Origin of the sequence: Microbacterium oxydans (genome assembly GCF_000956525.1) — a bacterium.
Lineage (GTDB): Bacteria > Actinomycetota > Actinomycetes > Actinomycetales > Microbacteriaceae > Microbacterium > Microbacterium oxydans_A.
The window spans coordinates 1-24,530 of record NZ_JYIW01000024.1; the positions used below are offsets into that span (position 1 = coordinate 1).

Sequence of the window (24,530 nt, forward strand, 5' to 3'; positions counted from 1 at the left end):
TCCCTCCTCCTCTCCTCCCCGCCCCTGTCTCCCGCCGAGCGGCCCCTTTTCGCGCGAGCCACCCCTTTTATGCGCGTTCACAAGGGGGCCGCTCGCACACAAAGGGGTGGGTCGGCGGAGAAGGAGGAGAAGGAGTAGGAGAGGCGGGGGCAGTGTCGGGGATGCGGGGTAGCCTCCTCTGAGACCGAGGGGAGCATGATGGATCCGTTCTGGGACCCGCGCAGCACACGCCGGCGCCAGCAGCCCGTCGTGGCCGTGCGACCGAACGACGATGCGCCGACTCCCGGCGCGCAGTGGCCGACGAGCATCCCGGCGGTCGCGCAGGTGCTGCGCGAGGGTATCGATCTCTCTCCGGGCGTCACGTTCCTCGTGGGTGAGAACGGCAGCGGCAAGTCGACCATCGTCGAGGGCGTCGCGATCGCCTACGGCCTGTCGCCCGAGGGCGGGTCCAGGCAGTCGAAGCACAGCACGCGGCCGACCGAATCCCCGCTGTCCGAGTGGTTGCAGGTGCAGCGCGGTGTCGGTGCGAACCGGTGGGGATTCTTCCTCCGTGCCGAGACGATGCACTCGTTCTACACCTACCTCGAAGAGAATCCGTCGATGAGCGGGCCAGACGTTCCGTTCCACGAGATGAGCCACGGCGAGTCCTTCCTCGCGCTGCTCGACAGCAGGTTCGACGAGCCGGGGTTCTACTGCCTCGACGAGCCGGAGGCTGCGCTGTCGTTCTCCTCGACGCTCGCCCTCATCGCCGTGCTGCAGCGCATCGTCGGCGAGGGAGGTCAGGTGCTGTGCGCAACGCACTCGCCGGTGCTCGCCGCGCTGCCGGGTGCCAGCATCCTCGAGGTCGGCGACTGGGGCATCCGTCCGGCGGAGTGGAACGACCTCGAGCTCGTGAACCATTGGCGCTCCTTCCTCGATTCGCCGCCGCGGTACCTCCGCCACCTGCTTGACTGACCTCGGTCCCGGCCGCGGCGGAAGGCCTAGGCTGACGCCGCCCGCAGGCGCATACTTCATCGCATGACGAATACTCTCGCTGTCGAGATCTCGCAGCTGCACGTGCGTCGAGGGAGGAGCGCCGTGTTCGACGGCGTCGACCTCGCGATTCTGCGGGGGCAGATCACCGGCCTGCTCGGTCCGTCGGGGTGCGGCAAGACGACCCTCATGCGGTCGATCGTCGGGGTGCAGCGGATCGCATCCGGCGAGGTCACCGTGCTGGGGAGCAGGGCGGATCACGCCAACTGCGAGATCGGGTGTCGTACGGCACGCAGGGCGCAGCGGTCTACGGCGACCTGAGCGTCCGGCAGAACCTCGCGTACTTCGCGGCGCTGCTGAAGGCGCCGAAGGGTGACGTCGATCGGGTGATCGCCGAGGTCGGCCTCGGCCCGCAGGCCGGTCAGCTCGTCGATTCGCTCAGCGGCGGTCAGGCCAGCCGCGTCTCGCTCGCGATGGCGCTGATCGGATCGCCGGAGCTCGTGGTGCTCGACGAGCCGACCGTCGGGCTCGACCCGGTGCTGCGGGCCGAGCTGTGGGGACTGTTCCGAGGGCTCGCGGATCGCGGGGTCACCCTCATCGTCTCGAGTCATGTGATGGACGAGGCGCTGCGCTGCGACCGGCTGCTGCTCATGCGGGACGGGCGGATCATCGCCGACACCACTCCGCGAGCGTTGCTGGTCGACACCGGCACCGCGGATCCGGAGGCGGCGTTCCTGGCGCTGATCGAGCGCGATCGGGCGGCGTCCGGTGGTACGCGGCGGTCGCGACGAGATGCCAGAGCCGACGGCGGCGAGGTGGCGTCGTGAACGGCGTGCGGATGTTCGCGACCGCCGGTCGGGTGCTCACCCAGCTGCGGCACGACCCGAGATCGATCGCGCTCATGCTCATCGCGCCGAGCCTGCTGGTGGGGCTCTTCGCGTGGCTGTTCAGCGAGCAGGACGGTGTGTTCGACCGTTTCGGCGGCGCGATCCTGGCGCTCTTCCCGTTCATCGTGATGTTCTTGATCACCTCGATCACGACGCTGCGCGAGCGGCGTTCCGGCACGCTCGAGCGGCTCATGACGACTCCGCTCGGCAAGGCGGACTTCATCCTCGGGTACGCGCTCGCCTTCGGACTGATGGCGCTGCTGCAGGCCGTGATCACGGTGTCGTTCGCGGTCGGGGTCTGCGGGCTCGATGTCGACGGTCCGCTCTGGCAGCTCGGTCTCGTCGCGGTCGTCGACGCCCTGCTCGGCACAGCGCTCGGCCTGCTGGCCAGCGCGTTCGCACAGACCGAGTTCCAGGCCGTGCAGTTCATGCCGTTGCTGGTGTTCCCGCAGATCATCCTCGGCGGACTCTTCATGCCGCGTGACCAGATGCCCGACGTGCTGCAGGCGATCTCGGATGTTCTGCCGTTGAGCTACGCGATCGACACGATCAACGCCGTCGCTGCGGGCGACGAGGGGTGGGACGTGTTCGGCCCGCTGCTCGTCGTACTCGCGTTCGCGGTGGCTGCGCTGGTGCTGGCATCGCTGACGCTGCGTCGACGTACCCGCTGAGGTCTGCGGGGTCGGGCGTTCACAATTCAGCAAGGATGCGATCGGGGCCGACGGCGCGCCGGGTTCTCGGTGCTGCGGCGCACGGATCTGCTGAATTGTGAACGCTCAGCGTGCGGCACGGTTCTTGGTGTGCCTGGTCGGGGCGGTGGCCCAGGGGTCTTCCGGCCACGGATGCTTCGGATAGCGCCCGCGCATCTCGGCCCGCACCTGGGCGTAGGGACCAGACCAGAACGAGGTGAGGTCATCGGTGACGGCGAGCGGGCGTCCTGCGGGGGAGAGCAGATGGAAGAGCACCGGGACGCGGCCGTCGACGAGTCGCGGCGTCTCGGTACAGCCGAAGCACTCCTGCAGCTTCACGGCGACGACGGGCCGCGCGTCCGGGTCATCCGGGGCTGGATACGCGATTCGGATGCGGGATCCGCTCGGCACCTCGAGTCGCTCCGGCGCGAGCTCATCGAGGCGCGCGGCTTCGGGCCAGGGCAGCAGACGACGCAGCGCGGTCGTCAGATCCAACCGTGCGAGGGGGGTGCCGCCGGCCAGCGCGTCGAGCTCTGGCGTGAGCCAGGCGTCGAGGGCGGCGAGGAGCCCGGCATCCGACGCATCCGGCCAGGGTGATCCCAGCTGGTGGTGCAGCAGCGCCAGGCGGGATCGCAGCTCCGCGGCGGCGCCGGACCAGGTGAACATGCTCAGGCCGTCGCGGCGGAGCGCTCTGCGTACGGCATCCCGCCCTTCGTCGGCCGATGCGCGCACGGGCGCAGCGGAACGCAGGATCGCGCCGACGCGACGCTCGCGGCGTGCCTGGACGCGTCCTCCGACGAACTCGGCCTCGACACGATCCGTGACCAGATGACTCGCGGCCAGCGTCATCTGCTCCTCGGTGAGCACCGCGGCTGAGCGGATGATCGCTCCGGAGCCGGCGGCCGCGCGGCCGGATGCGCGCGCGACGTCGGCGACGGCCAGCCACTCGACCGCTGCGAGCGAACCGCTCACGCCCGCACGCGTTCCGGATGCCAGCAGGAAGGTCGCCCCGACGGCAGTGGTGTCCACGCGGCGGGCGACCCGCTCGGGGAACGCCAGCGCGATCACGAGCCCGACGCCGTCGAGATCGGAGCGCACGCCAGGCGTCGATGTCGTCATGCGCTCGAGACGATCCGCGTCGCTGCGCCACCGACGTGCGTCCGGCGTCCGACCGCCTCGCAGCGCGATGAGTGCCTGCGCGACATCGGAGTCCGCGATGCGCACGTCACCACCGAGCAGCGCCGCCACCTCGGCCGCGAGCCGAGCGCCGACCAGCGGACTTCCGTCGCGCAGCGCACGGGCGAGCCTCGGATCGGTCGGGATGCGGGCGAGGGTGCGCCCCTCGGGGGTCGCCCGACCTTCGTCGTCGATCGCTCCGAGTCCGTGGAGCACCGTGATGGCGTCGGCCAGGCTGTCGGCGGGCAGCGGGTCGATGAGCCGCAGACCCGCCCCGCCTGGCGCACCCCAGCAGGCGAGCAGCAGCGCCGCATCCGCGAGGTCGCTCGAGGCGATCTCGGGAGTCGGGCGGGCCGGCGCAGTGGCGTAGGTGCGTTCGTCGACGCAACGGACGACGATCCCGGGGCCTTGGCGGGTGGCGCGTCCGGCGCGCTGCACGCATGACGAACGGGAGGCGGCTGTGGTCACGAGCCCCGTCATCCCGCGGGCGGCGTCGCGCTGCGGCGCGCGGGCGAGGCAGGTGTCCACGACGAGTCGCACGCCCGGCACGGTGAGCGAAGACTCCGCGAGCGAGGTCGTGACGATGATGCGGGCCTGCTCGCCGGGATGACGGCCGCGGATCACCGCATCCTGCTCGGCTGCGGGCATCCGGCCGTGCAGCTCGCGGACGTCGAAGGCGTCGGTCGCGTCACGGATGCGGCGTGCGATCTCCGAGACCTCGCGCGCGCCCGGCGCGAACACCAGCACGTCTGCCGCAGGGTCGTCTCGGGTCAGCTCCCGGGCGGCGGATGCGGTGGTCTGCGCGACGTGGTCGAGGAACCCCCAGGTGACGCCGCGTTCGTCGAGGCGCGGAGCCGGGCTCGGCGCCCAACGCTCGGTGAGCGGGAAGGCGGGGACCTCGTGGTCGACGATCGGCGCGGGCTGGTCGTCCGTCCCGATGACGGCCGCGATCCGAGCCGCGTCGAGCGTCGCCGACATGGCGACGAGCACGAGGTCGTCTCGCAGCTCGCGCACTTCCGAGAGCAGGCCGATGAGGAGGTCGGTCTCGATCGCGCGCTCGTGCACTTCGTCGATGATCACGGCATCCACGCCGGCGAGACCCGGGTCATCGAGCAGACGGCGGAGGAGCACGCCTGCGGTGACGAACTCGACCTGCGTCTCCCGCGAGACAACGCGCTCGCCGCGGACGGTGAACCCGACGCGGGTGCCGAGCGATGATCCGTCGAGCTGCGCCAGCCTGCGTGCGGCTGCCCTGGCGGCAACCCGGCGCGGTTGGGTGACGATCACGCGGCCGGCAGAGCGCGATGCGAGCAGCGGCGGCACGAGCGTCGTCTTCCCGGTGCCGGGAGGCGCGCTCACCACCGCTGCCGTGCTCGTGTCGAGGGCCGCCGAGAGCTCGTCGACCGCCGCCGCGAACGACAGACCGGCGCCGATCGTGGCGAGGTCGAAGGCGGCGGGCGTCATGCTCTCAGTCTGCCCGGTCGCACCGTTCTCCGGAGCCCTGCCGCTTCGGGCGCGTGCACGATTCAGCAAGAACGGCGCGGATCGGGCCGTTCGCGTCGGATCCGGGCGGCTGCGCGCAGTTCTTGCTGAATTGTGTCCGCCCAGACGTGGACACAGCGGATGCCGCGACCGAATCGGCCGCGGCATCCGCTGTGTTCTTGCTTACTCGTCGCTGAGCGACGGTGCCGCGGGAGGCGGCGGAGTGGTCGGCTTCGACACCCGGGGCTTCGCGGCCGCGGGTGCGGGAGCGGTGGCAGCAGCCACGCCCTCGCCGATGCCACGACCGACGGCCTGGCCCTGGATGATGCCCGCGAGGTCGAGTCCGGTCGCGGAGTGCACGCTGTCGAACACCGACCGCATCGCGATCGCGCTGTCGGCGCCGACGACCTGTGATGCGCCGTCGGTGCCGGATCCGCCGATGATCGAGACGTTGCCGATCGAGGCGTAGCCCTTCGAGAACTCCGCCATGATCGACGGCAGCACCTCGAGCACGCGCTGCGACAGGAAGGCGTCCTGGTTCGACGCGATGGCCTTCGCCTCGGCCTCGAGGGCGGCTGCTCGCGCGTCACCCTCGGCGCGGATGGCGTCTGCCTCGGCGTTGGCCCGCAGGCGGCGTGCCTCGGATTCGGCTTCCGCCTGCGAGCGCAGCGCATCAGCCTCACCCTGTGCCTTCGCGACCGCGGCTGCGGCCTCACCGTCGGCGCGAGCCTTGTCGGCCTGTGCCTGCTGCTCGGCGATGCGGGTGCGGGCCTCTGCCTGCTTCACCTGCTCGATCGCGGCGGCTTCGGCCGCACGCTCACGTGTGTACAGCTCGGCCTGTGCGCGGGTCTCGGCTTCATACCGCTGCGCGTCGGCGACGCGCTTGACGTCGGCGTCGAGCTGCGCCTGCCGGTTCTCGGCCTGCTGCTGCAGCACGGCCTGCTGTGCCTGCTCGCGGGCGAGGTTCTCGGCCTGCTCGGCCTCGGCGCGTGCCCGGCCGATGCCGGCGTTGGAGTTGGCCGTGTTCGTGTCGAGCGCGGTCTGCTCGATCAGGTTGGCTTCCTGGTTGGCGATGTTCTTCTGGTTGATCGCACGGTCGGCGTTCGTCTGCGAGATCTCCGCGGACTGGCGCTTCGCCTGGATCTCGGGAGCACCGAGCGACTGGATGTAGCCGACCTTGTCGGTGATGCCCTTTATCTGGAAGGAGTCGAGGATCAGACCCTGCTCGGCGAGCTCCTGCGAGACGTCGGCGGCGATCTGGTCGGAGAACTTCTTGCGCTCTCGCATGAGCTCGACGACCGACAGCGTGGCGACGATGCCGCGGAGCGCACCCTCGAGCTGCTCGGTGGTGAACTGTTCGATGGCCTTGTCCTGCGAGGCGAAACGCTCTGCTGCGCGGCGCACGAGGATGGGGTCGGAACCGATCTTGACGATCGCGACGCCGTCGACGTTCAGCGTGACGCTGTCGAGCGACTGCGCTTCGGCGTTCAGGGAGACCTGGCGCGAGCGCAGCGAGATGATCTCGTGGCGCTGCGTGATCGGGTTGACGAGCGACTTGCCGTTCACGATGACCGTGACGGGCGACTCCGACATCTCGTCGCGGCTCGACCCGTCGGCAGCGACGACGGCGCGCTGCACCTTCTGCTTGCGTCCCGAGATGACGAGGGCCTCGTCGGCTCGGGCCACTTTGATCCAGCTGCGTGCGAACAGCAGCAGGATCAGCAGGATGACGATTGCGGCGACGACTGCGACACCGACGATGACGAGGATGCCGACTGCTCCGGCGATCTCCATGGATGACCTCCCTGGTTCCCCCCGAGGGGGTGGTCCCGGGCGCACCGTGATGCGCGCCCTCACGACCACCCTGCCAGATCGGTGGGATGCGCGGTGAGGGCAGCGCAGCTCAGGCTGTGCGGAGCTTCTCCGCGAGGTCGCGCAGCTGGCGCAGTTCGGCATCGTCGAGGCTCGACATCCGCTCGGCGATCGAGCGCCCGTGCACGGTCGCGAGTGCGCGGAACGCTCTGGCGCCGGCATCCGTCGCCCTGATCAACGAACCGCGGCCGTCGTCGGGGTCAGCGCATTTCGAGATGAGTCCGCGGGAGACCATCCGGTCGACCAGGCGCGAGACGCTCGGCTGGCTGATCAGCATGTTCGAGGTCACGTCGCGCAGTCGGGCGACCATGTCGGGGGAGCGCGTCACCGTGAGCAGCACGTCGTACTCGGCCTGCGCGAGGTCGGAGTCCTCGAAGTCGGCCATCATGTCGGTGAACAGTTCGTGCTGTGCGCGGAACAGGCTCTCCCATGCTTCCAGGGCGAGCTTGCGATCGGTCATCCTCACAGGATAGTGCGAACAGTAAGGGCCGATCGGAGAGGCTTCCGACCGGCCCTTGTCCCTTGCACCAAGAGTGTCCTGCAATCACATGCGGTGAGTGCCACAGCAAACATTCACCGTGTGATCACTGTATAACGGCGAGATAACGAATGCAACGGTTTGATCACGGAAGTTTTCGGCGCATCAGGAGTTGTGGATTCGCACCCGAGTTGTGGATCAGGGGGTCTTGGTCACGAGAGCTCCGTCGGCGTCGATGTCCTTGGTTCTTGGGATCGATAGCATCGTCGGATGACCGCACTGGGCAGGGCCACAGACGCACAGATCGATTCCTTTTGTGATGCCTTCACGTCGGTATCGTGGCCGCTCGGTCGCGTCGACTTCCACGCATTGGCAGAGGGCCTCGGGTGGTCGCTCAAGTTGGAGACCTCGAGCGGCGTCCAACACCGCTCAGGCTATCCCGTGAACCTGCCGACCGTTCGTTCGCTCGCCACCGAGGAAGCGGTATCCCAGGTCACGGTCGCGGTCTCGGACAAGAGCGACGACCCGCGGGGGCTGCGTTGCGCGACCCTCGAGCTACAGTCAGCGCTCGGCGGGCGCCTTGGTCCGCGGTCCGGCTCCTCCGAAGACGGAGATCACTACTGGGAACTCGGCAACGGCGGCAGAATCTGGCTCAGGATGGTGCCGAAGAAGGTGCTCCTCGTCGTCGAGGAGCAGCGATTCGCCGACGTGGAACGACGCGAGGAACGCATGGGCATTCGCCCCTGACGCCCACGAGTGGGGAATTACCTGCGCACTTCCGGTTCATCTGCTGTTGCGTGAGCGGACCGCGATGTTCTCAGGGGCGTCGAAGATTCTGACAACTCACGTGAGACGAACCGGGTGCGCGGCTCGACCGCGGCGACGACGAGCGGCCATCACCGCATCGGCGGGCACTGCGAAAGGGCCGAGGCGTCACCGAGTGGGTTCGCTGCCCTCCGACTGGCCGAGCGTCGGCTGCTCGCGATGGTGGGGCGGATCGGCGAAGAGCTCGTGCTCGGCGTGCTGCAGGAGGTTCTCGACGAGGAGAGTGACGTGCTCGCCGCCCACGCGATACTTGATCGAGGTTCCATCGCGACGCGCGAGCACGAGCTGCCCGCTCTTGAGCTTGGCCAGGTGCTGTGAGACAGCAGGCAGCGGGCGGTCCAGTCGTTCCGCTATCTCGCCCACCGACATCTCGCTGGCGTCGCGCAGGAGGGAGACGATGCCGAGCCGCGTGCGGTCAGCGAGGAGGTGCAGCACGGCGGCGGCGTGATCGAGCTCGGCCGCTGTGGGCTGGTGTCTCGCCGGCGTTGTGGTGGGCTTACCCATGGTCACCCTCTCGTCGTGCCTCCATTGTGCCGGATGGGTCCCGGGAGCCGGCGGGAAGTGTCGTCCACAGGCGTGCGGCGAGCAGGAGCGCCAGCAGGGCGGCGGTCGCGAGGACCAGTGTGATCGGCCCGAAGCCGAGCAGTGTGGCTCCCCATCCGGCGATGGGATACGTCAGCAGCCACCAGCCGTGCGCGAGCGAGAACTGTGCTGCGAAGACGTGGGGCAGATCGCGGTCGGTCACTGCGTCGCGGTAGATCCGCCCCATCGGGGCGAGGACGGCCGAATTGCCGGCGCCGGAGATGAACCAGATGGCGCAGAGCCAGGGGAGTGCCGCCGTGCCCGGTCGCATCGCCAGGACGGGCCAGACGAACAGCATCGCCGTCGCGAAGACCGACAGGCCCGTCAGCATGTAGGGCCGAGGAGCGACACGCTTCAGGATGCTCGGCATGAGCGCGGCGGACGCCAGGGACCCGGCGCCGAACGCGGCCAGGAGCCCAGCGGCCTGCGCCTCGGTTCCGCCGAGTTCGCTGCGCACCAGCGGTACGGTCAGCACCATGGCGATCGCGCCGACGGCAGCCAGGGCGAGGTGCAGCGCGAGCGCGCCACGCAGGGGGCCGACCGTGAACATCAGCCGGATGCCGCGGGTGAGCTCGGAACGGACGGTGTCGTCGTCGGATCCGGTGGTCTTCGGGATGGCGACGGAGAGGATGAGCAGCGCAGAGCCGAGGAACCCCACTCCTGTGCCCAGGAATAGCATCGACGAGGGCGCGAACACGAGGACGGCGGCCGCGATGGATGGCGAGGCCAGTGATTCCAGGTCGTAGGCCAGGCGGCTGAGGGCGAGCGCTCCGGTGTATTCGCGTTCGTCGGTGACGATGCGGGGAAGAGCGGCCTGGAACGTCGGGGTGAACAGCGCCGACGATCCCTGCAGCAGGAAGATCAGCAGATACGCGACGCCGATGCTGTCGACGAAGGGCAGGCAGACCGCGATCAGCGCGCGGGTGATGTCGGTGGCGACGAGCAGGCGCCTCGTGCCGACGCGGCGCGCGATGGCGGGTGCGAGCGGCCCGAGCAGGAGGAAGGTGAACATCTTGATGGCCAGCAGGGTGCCGAGCACGGCTGCCGCATCGCCGCCTGCGACGTCGACCACGAGGAAGCCGATGGCGATCGTCGAGAGCCCGGTTCCCAAGAGCGCGACGACGTGCGCAGCGAAGAGCCGACGGAACGGTCGATGGCGGAGCACGATGAACATACTTCAGTATTTGCATATATGCGCAAATACGCAAGAGTCTCACTCGGGCGGCATCCGTGCAGTGATACCGTGCAGCGGTGAGCACGGGACGCAACGAGCACGAGCACGGGCGAGACAGCGCCGCGGCGCCGCCCCTTCGACTACAGCGTACGAGCGCGGCCGAGCAGGTGGCTGACCTGCTCACCGGGTTGATCCTCGGAGGGAGCCTTCGTCCGGGCGAGCGGCTGCGTGAGAGCGCGCTGTCGCAGACGCTCGGTATCTCGCGCAACTCGGTGCGCGAGGGCATCCGTCTTCTCGAGCAGGGTCGGCTCGTGCGCTACGAGATGCATCGCGGCGCCGTCGTTGCGACCCCGACCATCGACGAGCTCGACGATCTCTACCGCACACGCGTGCACCTCGAGACGCTCGCGATCATGACCGCGCCCACGGTCGAGCAGATCGCCGCGCTCGAGGGGGCGTTCGACACCCTCGTCGCCGCCGCGCACGACGGACAACCCCGCGACATCGTCGCCGCGGACATGGGCTTCCATGCCACTCTCGTCGAACGGCTCGGCAGTCGGCGCATTTCCGCGTTCTTCGCGCAGGTCGCCACCGAGATGGGGTACTACCTGCTGATCCAGTCGCACGTGGACGACGAGCCGGCGCACGTCGACGACGCCGTGCTCGCCCAGCACCGGCTGCTTCTCGACATGGCGGTCGCCGGAGACGCGGATGCCGCCCGTGAGACACTGCTCGACCACCTGCGCGAGAACCATGAACGCATCCGGCAGATCCTTCAGGACGGGGCGGGCCGGACGTGACGAAGGGCCCGGTTCCGCTCTCTGCGGATCCGGACCCCTCGCTCGGTGTCTTCAGTTTCGGCGGGCCAGGTTGTAGAACCGGATCTCCTGGTACTCCTCGAGCCCCTCGCCGCTGCCCTCGCGCCCGAGACCCGAGGCCTTGGTGCCGCCGAAGGGCGCGGCGACGTTCGAGACGATGCCCTGGTTGATGCCCACCATGCCGACATCGAGCCGATCCGCGACGTCGAACGCCCGGTCGATGCTCTCCGAGAAGACGTAGCTCGCGAGCCCGAACGGCGTGCTGTTCGCCTGCTCGAGTCCTTCCGCGTCCGTGTCGAACCGGGCGATCGCCGCCACCGGTCCGAAAATCTCCGTCAGCGCGATATCGGATGTCGCGGGCACCCGGTCGAGCACTGTCGCCTCGAAGAGATGACCGGGACCGCCGGGCGCGGAGCCGCCGAGTCGCAGTTCCGCGCCCTGAGCGACGGCGTCGTCCACGAGGGCTGCGAGTCTGCGGACTGCACGATCGTCGATCACGGGACCGAGGGTGACCCCCTCGCCCAGGCCATTGCCGAGCACTGCCTGGGCCATCCGCTCGGTGAAACCCTCGACGAAGGCGTCGGCGATGCCGGACTGCACGAGGATCCGGTTGGCGGCGACGCAGGACTGCCCGCCGTTGCGAAGCTTCGCGACCACGGCGCCTTCGACAGCGCGTTCGAGATCGGCATCGTCGAAGACCAGGAGGGGAGCATTGCCACCGAGTTCCATCGAGCTCTTGATCACATGCTGAGCGGCCTGCCCGAGGAGGATGCTCCCCACCCCGGTCGACCCCGTGAACGACACCTTGCGCACGCGGGGGTCCGCCATGAGCGCGGAGCTCATCCCGGCGGCATCCGTGGTGGTCACCACCTGGATGAGGTCTTCGGGAACACCCGCCTGCACGAAGATCTCCGCGACCGCGAGGGTCGTGAGAGGGGTGAGCTCGGCGGGCTTCACGACGGCGCCGCAGCCGACGGCGATCGCCGGGGCGATCTTGCGCGTCGCCATCGCCATCGGGAAGTTCCAGGGCGTGATCAGCAGGGCGGTCCCGATGGGGGCGCGGCTGGTGAGGATCGTGGAACCGCCAGCCGGGTTCTCACGGAAATTGCCGGCCGGCCGCAGGGCCTCTTCGGCATACCAGCGCACGTAGTCGGCGGCATACTGCACCTCGCCGTACGCCTCGGCGAGCGGCTTGCCCATCTCGCGGGTGATGATGCGGGCCAGGCGGTGCTTCTGCTCGATCAGCAGGTCGTAGGCGTGGTGCAGCACATCGGAGCGGAGCCGCGCGGTCTCGCCCGCCCAGGCCCTCCCCGCCCGGTCGGCACGGCCGAGGGCGGCGAGGGCATCGTCCACGGAATGATCGGGCGGCGTCGCGATCACCTGGCCGGTCGCGGGATCCCGCACGTCGAAGACGGCGGTCGTGCCAGTGCCCTGACGGTCCAGCAGGATGCTCGCGACCGCGGCATCCGAGCTCTCGACGAGCCCTGGGGCCACGTCGCGCACGATCTCGCGCACGATCATCGCACCGACTCCAGCGCCGGGGCGACAGCATCCATCGCCGACACGGCCGCAGCGACGATGCCACGCAGCTCGTCATCGGTGGTGGTGAACGGGGGGCTGATCTGCACAACGTTCCCCCGCAGGGGGCGGGCGATCCATCCCGTGTCGACCATGCGGTCCGTGACCTGCTCCGCCGAGAGCTCGGGACGCAACTGGATGCCGCCGAGGAGGCCGGCCACCCGGGTCTCCTCGATCCGCGTGTCGGCGGCGAGCGCAGCGAACTCGGTCGTCAGCACGCCCTCCAGATGCTGCACGCGGTCCAGCAGACCCTCGCGCTCGATGATCTCGATGTTCTTGAGAGCGAGTGCGGCGGACGTCGCATGGCCCGAATACGTGGTGCCGTGCCGGTAGATGGGTGCGCCGGTGCGGTAGAACGGTTCCCACACCTCAGGGGCGACGATGATGCCGCCGACTGCCGAGTATCCCGAGGAGATGCCCTTCGCCATCGCGACGATGTGCGGCCGCAGGCCGTAGCGCTGTGCGGCGAACCAGTGCCCGGTACGCCCGAAGCCGGTGATCACCTCGTCGAGGATGAGCAGGATGTCGTGCTCGTCGGCGATCTGCTGGAGCCCCTCCAGGTAGCCGGGAGCGGGCGGGATCACCCCACCGGTGCCCAGGATCGGCTCGGCGATGATCGCGGCGATGCGCTCGGGGCCGATCTCGGCGACGGTCGCGCGCACCCGATCGATGTCGGAGGTGTCGACGCGCGCGGTCTCGGGCACCAGTGATGCGGTGCCATAGCCCTCGCGGTTGAAATCGAGTCCCGCGACGCTCGTGCCGTAGGCGTGGAGTCCGTGATAGCTGAGGTCGCGGCTGAGGATCGTCGTCTTCTCGGGCCGGCCCTGCACCTGCCAGTAGCGTCGAGCGAGCTTGAGGGCGACGTCGATGGAGTCGGATCCGCCGCTGTTGAGGATGATCTTCGAGTCTGCGACGGGGGCGAGCGTCGCGACCTTCTCGGCGAGCTCGATCGCTCGGTCGTTCAGGTATCGCCCGAACACGTGATAGGTCTCGAGCCGCTGCATCTGGTCGGCGGCGGCTTCCGCCATCTCGGCGCGGCCGTGGCCGATGTTGGCGTGCCACAGCCCCGCGGTGCCGTCGAAGAGGCGCTGACCGGTCGTGGTGAAGACGTAGTTGCCCTCGCCGCGATCGATGACGATCTGACGGCCGAGGACGGACGGCATGTGGGCCTGTGCGCTCCAGAGTGCGGAGCCGGAGCCGGTCGATTCGTGCATGAGCTCTCTTTCCTCTACTGCGGGGAGTGTTTTGCGTTCCCGCCGAATTGTAGGGCAATACTACGATGAGGCATCACTCAGCACCAGCTTTTTCGCAATATTGTAGATTGTTGACATTTAGATTTTTGATCTCGGAGGAACGACATGAGCGTGTACGCGATATCCGTCCTGGCTGGCGACGGCATCGGTCCGGAGGTGATGCCCGTGGCGATCGACGTTCTCGAGGCCGCCACCCGCGACCACGGCATCCACCTCGACTGGCACATCCAGCCCTGGGGTTCCGACTACTTCCGCACCCACGGCCGCATGATGCCCGTCGACGCCCTCGAGACCATGGCCGCGACCGACGCGGTCTTCCTCGGCGCCGTCGGGCACCCCGATGTGTCGGACGTCGAGACCCTGTGGGGCATGCTGATCCCGATCCGTCGAGAGTTCGACCAGTACGTCAACCTGCGGCCGGTGCGCTCGTTCCGCGGCGTCCGGTCCTCACTCGCCGGCGATCCCGAGATCGACACGGTGATCGTGCGCGAGAACGTCGAGGGGGAGTACTCCGCAATCGGCGGGCGCAGCTATCAGGGCACCCCATACGAGGCAGCCCACCAGCAGTCGATCTTCACGAGGCACGGCGTCGAGCGGATCGCGCGGTACGCGGTGGGCGTCGCGCGCTCCCGTTCGGGTCGGTTGGTCTCGGCCACCAAGTCGAACGGCATCATCCACACCATGCCGTTCTGGGACGAGATCGTGGCGGAGGTCGTCGCCGACGAGGGGGGAGTGCAGCTCGAGTCCGTGCTCATCGACGCGCTCGCCGCGCGGGCGGTGCGAGCCCCGGCGAGCCTCGACGTGATCGTCGCCTCGAATCTGTTCGGCGACATCCTGTCCGACCTCGTCGCCGGTGCGGTCGGCTCCATCGGCATCGCCCCGAGCGCCAACCTCAATCCCGAGCGCCGCCATCCGTCGATGTTCGAGCCCGTGCACGGCTCGGCGCCCGACATCGCCGGGCAGGGGATCGCGAATCCGATCGGTCAGATCTGGGCAGGGGCGATGATGCTGCGCCATCTCGGGCACGGCGAGCGGGCGGATGCGGTGGAGGCGGCATTCACGACGGTCATCGAACGCGGCGACGTGACGGCCGATCTCGGCGGCACGCTGTCGACGGCTGAAGTGGGGACGGCCGTGATCGCGGAGCTGACCCGTGCGTGAGCGCTGTTACGGGGATGTTGCGATCTGATTTCCCAATCGTTGGATTGTTGACAATCCAACAGAAGCGGGGTTACGCTCGCCCCACAGGTCAGCTTAGGTGGCAGACCCAGACACCTTCTACGGGGGACCATGAACAGTCTCGAAGTGACGGATCTGCGGGTATCCATCGGTCGTCGTGCGATCGTCAAGGGGACCACGTTCTCCGTCGGTGTCGGCCAGCGGCTGTGCCTCCTCGGTGAATCCGGATCGGGCAAGTCCCTCACCGCCAGCGCCGTTCTCGGCCGCCTTCCCGCCAACGCCGTCGCAACCGGCAGCATCCGGATCAACGGCGTGGAGGTGCTCGGCATGCGGGCGTCGAAGCGACCGGAGGAAGCGCGCGTCGCCATGGTCTTCCAGGACTCGGCCGTCGCCCTCAACCCCCTCGTCCGCGTCGGCGAGCAGATCATCGAGCCGCTGCGCCGGCACCGGGGCCTGAGCCGCGCCGCCGCCGAGGCCGCCGCTGTCGAACTCGCCGAGTCGGTCGGCCTCCCCGACCCGGCATCCCTCATCCGGCGGTTCTCGGCCGAGCTCTCCGGCGGCCAGCGCCAGCGCGTCTGCATCGCCCTCGCACTCGCCTGCAACACGCGCCTCATGGTCGCCGACGAGCCGACGACGGCTCTCGACGTCGTCACCCAGAAGCGCGTCCTCGACGTGCTGAAGAAATACACCGCGGGGCAGAACACTCCCGCGCTCCTCTTCATCACGCACGACTTCGCCGTGGCATCGGAGCTCTGCAGCGACGCGGTCGTCATGAAGGACGGCGACGTGGTCGAGCAGGGCCGCATCGACACGATCTTCGCCACCCCCACCGATCCCTACACGCGGGAGCTGATCCGGGCCGCCCGCGCCGCGACCGTCGAGCCCTACGTCGAGCAGTTCCGCGCCGAGCTCGCGGCGGGCAATTCCACGCCCGACATCGAGACCACCGCGGCCTCGTTCTTCGACATCGGCGAGGTCAGCCGTGCCTACGCGATGCCGAAGACGAGCCTGTTCGCGAGACGCGAGACCAAGACCGCGCTGCACCCGACGAGCCTCGTGATCGAGGAGGGCTCGCGCGTCGGCATCGTCGGAGTCTCCGGCTCGGGCAAGACCACCCTGCTGCGCATCATGCTCGCTCTCGAGTCGACCGACACCGGAGCTGTCACCTGCCAGGGGAACGAGGTGTACCCAGCCGATGTCCGCAGACTCAAGTGGTACCGCCGCAAGGTGCAGTACGTGCCCCAGGACCCGGCCAGCACGCTCGACCCGCTCATGACGGTGCGCAATCTCGTGCGCGAACCCCTCGTGCGCCTCGGTGTCACGGGCGACCACGACGCGATGGTGAAAGAGGCGCTGGACTCCGTCGGCCTCGACGAGAAGTTCATGAACCGTCGCGCGAACGAGCTGTCCGGCGGCCAGGCCCAGCGCCTCGCGATCGCCCGCGCGATCGCCACCCGGCCCGACTTCCTTCTCGCCGACGAGCCTGTCAGCGGACTCGACCTCCCCATGCGGGAGGCGATCGTCGCCCTGCTCCGTCGCATCTCGGAGGAGCGCGGCACCGGCATCCTCGTCGTCTCGCACGACCTCTCGATGGTCGCGAGCCTCTGCGAGCGCACCGTCGTCATGCACGGCGGGAACGTCATCGAGGACCGGCCGACCAAGCACCTCCTCGCCGCCCCGAACCACGAACGCACCCGAGAGCTCGTCGATGCGATCCCCGTGCTGCAGGTCGCCCCCGCCGAGCTCGCGCCGGCCGTCTGAGGCAAGGAAAGGACACCCGATGGCTCTCTCCACGCAAGCCGTGCCGGCGCTCAGCCGCACCCAGCGTCGCAACTCCCTCTCGAGCGGATCGAAGGGTGCGATCATCGCAGGACTCTCCCGGGTCGTGATGATCTTCCTCGTGATCTTCATGCTCGGCGTTCTCCCACTGCTCTCCGGCCGTGACATCGCCACCTCGGTCTACCGTGCGCGATACGCGGAAGGCGCGATCGACCCCGCAGCTCTGGAGGCGATCCGTCAGGAGCTCGGCCTCGAGAACGGCGTGCTCGGTGCGTTCTTCGCCTGGCTCGGCAACGCCCTGCGCGGCGACCTCGGGACCTCATGGACGAGCAACCGGCCCGTGCTCCCCGACCTCCTGGTGTCGCTCAGCAATTCACTCCTGGTCATGCTCGCAGCCCTCGTCGTCGCCGTGATCCTTGCAGCGCTGCTCACGATCCCCACCTTCCGGCGCGGTCTCGCCGGTCGCTCGGACCGCACGGGAGGCGGTGTCGCCGCCGCCTTCACCGCGCTGCCCGAGTTCCTGCTGGCGTCGGTGCTGCTCGTGGTCTTCGCGGTCTGGCTCGGCTGGCTCCCGCCGTTCGGCTGGCGCGGTCCGATCTACGCCGTGCTGCCCGCGCTGTCACTCGGTCTCCCGGCCGGCGGTTTCCTCGGCCGACTGCTGTCGGACTCGCTCGCGAGCACGTTCAGCGAGCGGTGGGTCGCGACCTGGCAGGTCGCCGGTTACTCGAAGAGCCGCATCATCCTGGCCGCGATCCGCCGCACCCTCCCCGGTGTCGCGGCCCCGATGGCGCTCATCCTCGTCGGCATCACCGCCGGCGCAGTGGTCATCGAGCAGGTCTACTCGATCCCCGGCATCGGCCGCGCCGCACTCGGTGCCGCCCAATCGCAGGACCTTCCGACCCTGCAGGCAGCGGTGATCCTGCTCATGGTGCTGGCCGTCGCACTCGGTATCGGCGCCAGCCTCATCCGTCGACTGCTGCTCGGACCCGCGCTGCGCTCGAACTCGCTGCCGGCTGCTGTGCCGAAGACGCCGAGCTCGAAGTGGGCGCTGGTGCTGCCGGCGATCATGCTCCTCCTTCTGGTGGTGATGATCGTCGCCGGGCTCCCGCGCGACCCGTTCGCCCTGGACTACACACGACTGCAACCGCCGAGCTGGGAGCTTCCGCTGGGGGCGGACGCGAGCGGACGCGACGTGCTCGCCCGCATCTCGCACGGCGCGATGTCGACGATCGGCGTCGCGGCGGTCGTCACCGCGATCTGCCTCGCGCTCGGCCTGCTCGTCGGCATGTTCCCGAACCTCGGCGCAGGTCCCATCGAGGTCACCAACGCCGCCCCGACGATCATCGCCGGACTCATCGTCGCCGCCATCCTCGGCCCGTCGGCCTTCGGCGCCGCCGTCGCGGTGACGGTCGTCAGCTGGGCACCTCTCGCAGCGCATACCGCCGCCCTCGTCTCCGAGGTGAAAGCGCAGCCGCATGTGCAGATCGCGCCGGTGCTCGGCGTCGGCAGGACCAGGCTCATGCTGCGCTACGTGATGCCGAGCGTCATCGGCCCGGTGTTCCGCCACGCGTGCCTCCGCCTGCCGGGCATCGCCCTGGGCCTCGCCGCCCTCGGATTCCTCGGCCTCGGCCCGCAGCCGCCGGCTCCCGATTGGGGACTCGTGCTCGGCGAAGGGATGCCGTACGTCGAGCGTGCACCGCTCGTCGTGCTCGTTCCCGCGGCCGCACTGGTCGTCCTGTCGATCTTCGCCGTGTCGCTCTCGAGCCTCAGCTTCGACCTCCGCGGCGGGCGTGCCCGGCCCAGCCGTCGTCGGCGCTCGATTCGCTCGGCGCTGGCCACCGACACGGGCATCATGCCCGCTGTCGGGAACGATGCTCCCACCCTCACACCCGACAGCACCTCCACCCGACGCACTGACTGACCCGAGTCGTTCTCCGCACGCCCACGCTCCCACGAGGAGCGCAGGCTGCCGAGTCGTCCGCACAACCCGAGATCCGGAACGCGTCCCCCCGACCGCTCCGCCCCCTCCTCCATGAAAAGGACACGAGATATGAGCAAGCACACTGGTCGCAAGGTCGCCGCCGCCGTCGCGCTCGTCGCGGCCACCACCCTGGTGCTCAGCGGCTGCGCGACAGGCGGCACCGAAGGCGAATCCGGCGCCGCGCCGGGAGACGATCGCATCAAGCTGGCGATGATGCAGCCGCCGACCGCGGCGCTCAACCCGTACAGCGACGACGTGATGAAGATCTCGCGCTGGAGCACCGGCGAGACCCTCGTTCGCATCAACGATGCCCTCGAGGCCGAGCCACTGCTCGCCACCGAATGGGAGCAGACCGACGACCTGACCTGGGTCTTCACACTGCGCGAAGGCGTCACCTTCCACGACGGCACCGAGTTCACCGCCGAGGCAGTGAAGAATTCCATCGATCATGCGGTCGCGGCACCCCGCCCGCCGCGCGTGATCAAGGGCGTCACACTCACGGCCGAGGTCACCGGCGACAACGAGATCACCGTCACCACCGACGTACCGGATCCGCTGCTCGTCAACCGTCTGGCCAGCCCGCAGATGTCGATCCTCTCCGCCGCCGCCTACCTCGACGACGGCAACGTCACCCCGGTCGGCACCGGCACGGGCCCGTTCGAGCTCGTCGAGCTCAACGGCACCTCGACGGCCACCCTCGACCGCTACGACGACTACTGGGGCGATGTGGCGCAGCTGGCCGGCATCGACGTCGACTTCGTGCCCGACGGCACGGCGCGCGCCGGTGCGATCCGCTCCGGCGAGGTCAACATCGCCGAGAGCGTGCCCGTCTCGCAGGTGACCCTGCTCAACCCGGATGACGCGCACGAGGTCTTCATGCCCCGCACCTCGTTCCTGACCTTGAACTCCGAGAGCGGCCCGTTCGCCGACCCGGCCGTCCGTGCCGCAGCGCGTGCGGCGATCGATCCGTCCGTGATCGTCGACACCGTCTACGAGGGCCAGGCCGACCCGGCCGTCGGTCTCCTGGGCCCGGCGATCGAGTGGGCGGAGGACATGCGCGGAGACGTCGAGTCGTCGGTCAAGCCGGCGAAGGTCGACGGCATCACCATCACGCTCGCCACCTACACCGACCGCGCTGAGAACCCGGAGATCGCTGTGCAGCTGGAGAAGCAGCTGGAAGACGCCGGCTTCATCGTCGAACAGGACGTACGCGAGTACGTCGCGATGGAGGGCGAGATGCTCGACGGAGCCTTCGACGCGGTCGTCGTCTCGCGCAACACCCTGCTCGACATGGGTGACCCGCTGTCGTTCCTCTCGCAGGACTTCACCTGCGAGGGCGGCTTCAACATCGCACAGCTCTGCAACGCCGAGGTCGACGAGCTGATCGACGCCGGCATGCAGGTCGCCGGCGACGATCGCCGCCAGGCCACCATGGACGCTGAGGCCGCCGTGCTGCAGCTCGATGCGGTCATCCCGCTCGTGCACGAGCGCGTCGTGCAGGCCGAAACCGGTGGGTACGTCGACATCCTCCGCGATCCGCTCGAGCGCCGCCTGATCACCGAGCACACCAAGCGCGGCTGATCCCCTCCTCTGTACCCGGGCGGTCGACGCCGTGATGCGTCGACCGCCCCCACCCCACGAAGAAATGACGGAGCATCCGATCGTGAAAATGCACTCCTATTGGCTCGACACCGCCACTCCCAGCGGCGACTACACGCGCACTGAGGTGCCCAAAGAGGTCGATGTCGCCGTCGTCGGCGGCGGGTTCACCGGCCTCTCGACTGCCCTCCACGCGGCGCGGGCCGGCAAGTCGGTGGCGCTGCTCGAAGCGAACACGGTGAACTGGGGCGCCTCCGGACGCAACGGCGGGATGGCCACGACCGGTCTCGCCATCGGTTTCCGCGACGCCATCAAGCGCTACGGCGAGGAGCGGGCCGTCGGCTACTTCCGCGAGTACAACAAGGCCATCGACCTGATCGAGGACATCGTCGAGGAGAACGAGCTCGACGTGGACTACGAGCGCTCCGGCAAGATGAACCTCGCCTGGAAGCCCTCGCACTTCGAGGGGATGAAGCAGACCGCCGAGGCCTTGAAACGCCTCGTCGGTCAGCCGGTCGAGCTGGTGAACCGGGCGAACATCCGCTCCGAGATCGGCTCCGACGTGTATCACGGCGCGATGGTCGATCCGCTCGGGGCCGGTCTGCACGTGGGCAAGTTCGGCCACGCGCTCGCGGGACTCGCGATCGACGCCGGTGCGACGATCCACGAGAAGGCCGAGGTCGTCGACGTCGAGCGCGTCGGCAGCGGGACCGTGCACGATCTCAAGACCACGCGAGGGAACCTGCGTGCCGGCGCCGTGGTGCTCGGCACCAGCGGCTACACCGGCAAGCCCTTCGGCTGGCAGCAGCGCCGGGTGATCCCGGTCGGCAGCTTCATCGTCGTGACCGAGCCCCTTCCGCGGAACGTCGTCGATGAGCTGCTGCCGAACCGCCGGATGGCCTCGGACAGCAAGAACTTCATCTACTACTTCCGCATCACGCCGGACAACCGCCTGTTGTTCGGTGGCCGCGCACGCTTCGCGTTGTCAGACCCCTCGCAGGACAAGGAGAGCGGCGACATCCTGACGAAGGCCATGCACCGCGTCTTCCCGCAGGTGCGCGATGCGCGCATCGACTACATGTGGGGCGGGCTCGTCGACATCTCGATGGACCAGATGGTGCACGCGGGCGAACGCAAGGGCATCCACTACTCGCTGAACTATTCCGGACACGGGGTGCAGATGGCGAGCTACATGGGCAAGGTCATGGCGGATGCCGTCTCTGGCAAGCCCGAGGCGAACATCTGGAGCGATCTGAAGAACCCCTGGATCCCGGGGTACTTCGGGCAGCCGTGGCTGCACCTCCGGGTGGGCGGCGCCTACTTCGGCCTGCAGGACAAGTTCAGCTGAACCCGGCGACAGATCGAGAGAGAGGGAAGACGGACATGAGCGACCACGCGACCGTGTGCGAGTGCGAGGCTTTGCCGGCGGCCACCCACCCCGGCGACGAGACCCTGCGCGAGCTGGGACTCCCGGGCGGCGGCTACATCGCCGGAGAGTGGGTGCGGGGGCCGCTCACGCTGGAGGTGACCGATCCTGAGGACGGCAGCCTCGTGGCCTCGGTGTATCAGGCGACGACGTCGGACGTCGACCGCGCGGTCGGTGACGTGCAGCGCAGTCTCCGTGAGGAGCGCTGGGAGCTGTGGGAGCGCCGCGAGGTGCTCGAACGTGCGGCCGACCTCGTGCGCGAAGAGGCTCCGCGACTTGCCCGCATCATCTCGGCGGAGGGCAGCAAGACGATCACGGAGGCCACGCGCGAGGTGGCCCGTACCGCTGAGACGCTGCGCATCTCGGCTCATTCCGCCGCGCTGCTCGAGGGCTCGACGCTGCCGTTCGAGGACACCGCTCGCGGGTCCGGCAAGTTCGGGTACTACCGGCGGGTGCCGCTCGGTGTCATCGCCGCGATCACGCCGTTCAACGATCCGATGAACCTCGTCGCGCACAAGGTGGGTCCTGGCCTGCTGGCCGGCAACGCGATCGTGCTGAAGCCTGCGGCCGTCACACCGCTGTCGGCGCTCGCCCTGCACGACATCCTGCTGCGCGCTGGCATGCCTCCGCGGCGCATGGCGGTGCTCGCCGCCGGTCGTGAGGCCGGTTCCGCGCTCGTGAGCGACCCGCGTGTCGCGGCCGTGAGCTTCACCGGCGGACCGACGACGGGCGATGCGATCGCGCGTCTCGTCGGCGCCCGCCGCATCCTGATGGAACTGGGGGGCAACAACGCCGTCCTGGTCTGCGAGGACGGCGATGTGGAGACCGCGGCGGCGGGCATCGTGGACGGCGCGTTCGGCGTGGCCGGACAGAACTGCCTGTCGGTGCAGCGAGTGTTCGTGCATGAGTCGCAGTACGAGCGGATGCTGGCGCTGATCACCCGCGACACCGACCGACTCGTCGTGGGGTCGAAGAAGGACGCCATGACGGATGTGGGGCCCCTGATCTCGGAGCAGGAGGCCCGGCGCGTGGAGAGCTGGGTCGACGAGGCCGTGGCCGGGGGCGCTCGTGCGGTCACCGGCGGACGGCGTGAGGGGGCCTTCTACTGGCCGACGGTGCTCGTCGACGTGCCCGAGAGTGCTCGGATCTACCGCGAGGAGGTCTTCGGGCCCGTGGTCTTCGTCGAGCCGTTCACCGATCTGGACGCGGCACTCGAGACGATCGACGACACCGACTACGGGCTGCAGGCCGGGGTGTTCACGGCGTCGCTCACGACGGCGATGCATGCCGTGGATCGGCTGCACATGGGCAGCGTGCTCATCAACGACACGAGCGACTTCCGCATCGATGCCATGCCGTTCGGCGGGTCGAAGCGCTCGGGGGTCGGCCGCGAGGGAGTCGCCGAGGCCGTGCGCGAGATGAGCGAGCCGAAGAACGTCATCCTCAACAGGATGGGCTGAGACGCGAGAAGAGGGCCGGTGGTCGGATTCGCATCCGGCCACCGGCCCTCTGGCGTTCCCGCGCAGCGGCGGGGTTCAGGCGGCCGTGTATCCGCCGTCGATCGGCAGCACGGCCCCGGTGACGTACGACGATGCGGGGGAGCCGAGGAAGTAGATGGCCTCGGCGATCTCCTCGGGGCGGGCGAGGCGGCGCATCGGGATGGTCGCCGCTCGCTCGGCGCGGTACGCCTCCGGGTCGTCTTTCTTCTGGAAGCCTGCTTCGATGACCGGGGTCTCGGTGAGTCCGGGGGCGGCGACGTTCACGCGGATGTTGCGAGGTGCGAGTTCGATGGCGGCGCCCTTGCCGAGCATGATCAGCCCGCCCTTCGCTGCGCTGTACGCGACCTGGTCGGCGATGCCCACCATCCCGAGTCGGGAGCTCACGAGAACGATCTGGGCACCCGTCTCGCGGAGCACCGGGACGACGTGCTTGAGCAGCGAGAACACGCTCAGGATGTTGGCGTCGAGCACGCGTGCCACCGTCTCGACCGACGTCGCGGTCAGAGCGCCCTCAGCCTGAAGGCCGTGGCACGCGACGACGGAGTCGAGCGGGCCGAGGGCCTCGGCCGCCGCCGCGACCAGTCGCTCGACGAACGCCTCATCGTCGAGGTCGCCAGGAAGATAGGTCTCGCCCTCCGCCAGCATCGTCGGCGGCTCAGAGCGGCGGCCGGTGAGGAAGAGACGGGCGCCGGCGGCACGATAGCGCGCCGCCACGGCCTCGCCGATGCCGCTGGAGGCGCCGGTGATCAGGACGGCGAGGGGTGCGTCGACGCTCATGCCCGCACCTCGCACACCATCTGCACCTCGACCGGGCTGTTGCGCGGAAGACCGGCGACGCCGATCGCGGTGCGTGCGTGACGGCCCTCCTCGCCCAGTACCTGCACGAGCAACTCGCTGCCGGCATCGGCCACCCGAGACTGTTGACCGAACCCTGGCGCGCTGAGCACGAACACGAGCAGCTGCACGACGCGCACGCGCTCCAGTCCGCCGACGGCGTCTGCGGCGACCGCGAGCGCGTTGAGGGTGGCCTGCTGCATCATCTCGCGGGCCGTGTCGATGTCGACCTGATCGGATGCCGGGGCATCGCCGTCGGCGACGGCTCCGGTGACGGGCAGAGCGCCGTCGCGGGAGGGCAGCTGGCCCGACACGAAGATCAGCCCGCTCTCGGACGAGCGCCAGTTGATGTACTTCGGGTCGTCCGCGATCGCGGGGAGCTCGAGTCCCCGCTCGCGAAGCGCGGCATGCGGGTCGGCGACGGACGGAAGGGGCGCGACGGTCATC

19 protein-coding genes and 1 pseudogene are annotated in these 24,530 nt (G+C 69.1%); 11 read left to right on the plus strand and 9 right to left on the minus strand.

Annotated features, from left to right (window positions below):
• The first annotated feature begins 198 nt into the window (after positions 1-198).
• From RS83_RS08455 to RS83_RS08465, 3 genes and pseudogenes are all read left to right on the plus strand, one after another.
• The gene (locus tag RS83_RS08455; protein WP_082071628.1) at positions 199-954 is read left to right on the plus strand and encodes an AAA family ATPase; all 756 of its coding nucleotides are present in this window, start codon (positions 199-201) and stop codon (positions 952-954) included.
• A 63-nt stretch (positions 955-1,017) separates the two neighbouring features.
• A pseudogene (locus RS83_RS19250) lies at positions 1,018-1,799 on the plus strand (ABC transporter ATP-binding protein).
• On the plus strand, positions 1,796-2,530 hold the full coding sequence (locus RS83_RS08465; protein ID WP_045279092.1) for an ABC transporter permease: 735 nt from the start codon (positions 1,796-1,798) through the stop codon (positions 2,528-2,530). The pseudogene RS83_RS19250 and the gene RS83_RS08465 overlap by 4 nt, the downstream one beginning before the upstream one ends.
• A 105-nt stretch (positions 2,531-2,635) precedes the next feature.
• Here RS83_RS08465 and hrpB read toward each other — a convergent pair whose 3' ends face one another.
• The 3 genes from hrpB to RS83_RS08480 form a co-directional block, all read right to left on the minus strand.
• A complete protein-coding gene (gene hrpB, locus RS83_RS08470) occupies positions 2,636-5,188 on the minus strand; it encodes an ATP-dependent helicase HrpB (protein WP_045279093.1) in 2,553 nt (850 codons plus the stop codon).
• A gap of 201 nt (positions 5,189-5,389) precedes the next feature.
• The gene (locus tag RS83_RS08475) at positions 5,390-7,000 is read right to left on the minus strand and encodes an SPFH domain-containing protein (protein WP_045279094.1); all 1,611 of its coding nucleotides are present in this window, start codon (positions 6,998-7,000) and stop codon (positions 5,390-5,392) included.
• A gap of 109 nt (positions 7,001-7,109) precedes the next feature.
• Positions 7,110-7,538 (minus strand): MarR family winged helix-turn-helix transcriptional regulator, encoded by a 429-nt coding sequence (locus tag RS83_RS08480; protein ID WP_045279095.1) that lies wholly within the window; start codon positions 7,536-7,538, stop codon positions 7,110-7,112.
• Between the two features lie 288 nt (positions 7,539-7,826).
• Between RS83_RS08480 and RS83_RS08485 the strand changes: the two genes are divergently transcribed.
• Positions 7,827-8,303 (plus strand): DUF6301 family protein, encoded by a 477-nt coding sequence (locus RS83_RS08485; protein WP_045279096.1) that lies wholly within the window; start codon positions 7,827-7,829, stop codon positions 8,301-8,303.
• 186 nt (positions 8,304-8,489) lie between these two features.
• Here RS83_RS08485 and RS83_RS08490 read toward each other — a convergent pair whose 3' ends face one another.
• On the minus strand, positions 8,490-8,885 hold the full coding sequence (locus RS83_RS08490) for an ArsR/SmtB family transcription factor (protein WP_045279097.1): 396 nt from the start codon (positions 8,883-8,885) through the stop codon (positions 8,490-8,492).
• Positions 8,878-10,137, minus strand: coding sequence for an MFS transporter (locus RS83_RS08495; protein ID WP_045279098.1), 1,260 nt, complete (start codon positions 10,135-10,137; stop codon positions 8,878-8,880). The genes RS83_RS08490 and RS83_RS08495 overlap by 8 nt, the downstream gene beginning before the upstream one ends.
• Before the next feature lie 77 nt (positions 10,138-10,214).
• Here RS83_RS08495 and RS83_RS08500 point away from each other — a divergent pair, with 77 nt between their 5' ends.
• Positions 10,215-10,937, plus strand: coding sequence for a GntR family transcriptional regulator (locus RS83_RS08500; RefSeq protein ID WP_082071590.1), 723 nt, complete (start codon positions 10,215-10,217; stop codon positions 10,935-10,937).
• Between the two features lie 51 nt (positions 10,938-10,988).
• Here RS83_RS08500 and RS83_RS08505 read toward each other — a convergent pair whose 3' ends face one another.
• Both RS83_RS08505 and RS83_RS08510 read right to left on the minus strand, forming a co-directional pair.
• Complete coding sequence (locus RS83_RS08505) at positions 10,989-12,476, minus strand: NAD-dependent succinate-semialdehyde dehydrogenase (RefSeq protein WP_052679003.1); 1,488 nt, start codon at positions 12,474-12,476, stop codon at positions 10,989-10,991.
• Entirely contained in the window at positions 12,473-13,747 is a 1,275-nt protein-coding gene (locus RS83_RS08510) for an aspartate aminotransferase family protein (RefSeq protein ID WP_045279100.1), read from the minus strand. The genes RS83_RS08505 and RS83_RS08510 overlap by 4 nt, the downstream gene beginning before the upstream one ends.
• A 144-nt stretch (positions 13,748-13,891) precedes the next feature.
• Here RS83_RS08510 and RS83_RS08515 point away from each other — a divergent pair, with 144 nt between their 5' ends.
• The 6 genes from RS83_RS08515 (at position 13,892) to RS83_RS08540 (ending at position 23,210) form a co-directional block, all read left to right on the plus strand.
• Positions 13,892-14,947, plus strand: coding sequence for an isocitrate/isopropylmalate dehydrogenase family protein (locus RS83_RS08515; RefSeq protein ID WP_045279101.1), 1,056 nt, complete (start codon positions 13,892-13,894; stop codon positions 14,945-14,947).
• Positions 14,948-15,076: 129 nt separating this feature from the next.
• Complete coding sequence (locus tag RS83_RS08520) at positions 15,077-16,726, plus strand: ABC transporter ATP-binding protein (RefSeq protein ID WP_045279102.1); 1,650 nt, start codon at positions 15,077-15,079, stop codon at positions 16,724-16,726.
• 19 nt (positions 16,727-16,745) lie between these two features.
• Positions 16,746-18,665 carry an ABC transporter permease subunit gene (locus tag RS83_RS08525; RefSeq protein ID WP_082071591.1) on the plus strand — a complete coding sequence of 640 codons (1,920 nt, stop codon included), beginning with the start codon at positions 16,746-16,748 and terminating at the stop codon, positions 18,663-18,665.
• A 129-nt stretch (positions 18,666-18,794) separates the two neighbouring features.
• On the plus strand, positions 18,795-20,306 hold the full coding sequence (locus tag RS83_RS08530; protein WP_045279103.1) for an ABC transporter substrate-binding protein: 1,512 nt from the start codon (positions 18,795-18,797) through the stop codon (positions 20,304-20,306).
• 88 nt (positions 20,307-20,394) lie between these two features.
• Positions 20,395-21,672, plus strand: coding sequence for an NAD(P)/FAD-dependent oxidoreductase (locus tag RS83_RS08535; RefSeq protein ID WP_231587762.1), 1,278 nt, complete (start codon positions 20,395-20,397; stop codon positions 21,670-21,672).
• A gap of 35 nt (positions 21,673-21,707) precedes the next feature.
• A complete protein-coding gene (locus RS83_RS08540; RefSeq protein WP_082071593.1) occupies positions 21,708-23,210 on the plus strand; it encodes an aldehyde dehydrogenase family protein in 1,503 nt (500 codons plus the stop codon).
• A 75-nt stretch (positions 23,211-23,285) separates the two neighbouring features.
• On the opposite strand, the gene RS83_RS08545 is transcribed toward RS83_RS08540, so the two are convergent.
• Both RS83_RS08545 and RS83_RS08550 read right to left on the minus strand, forming a co-directional pair.
• A complete protein-coding gene (locus RS83_RS08545) occupies positions 23,286-24,026 on the minus strand; it encodes an SDR family NAD(P)-dependent oxidoreductase (protein WP_045279104.1) in 741 nt (246 codons plus the stop codon).
• The gene (locus tag RS83_RS08550) at positions 24,023-24,529 is read right to left on the minus strand and encodes a RidA family protein (RefSeq protein WP_045279105.1); all 507 of its coding nucleotides are present in this window, start codon (positions 24,527-24,529) and stop codon (positions 24,023-24,025) included. Before RS83_RS08550 ends, RS83_RS08545 begins: the two co-directional genes overlap by 4 nt.
• Position 24,530 lies beyond the last annotated feature (1 nt).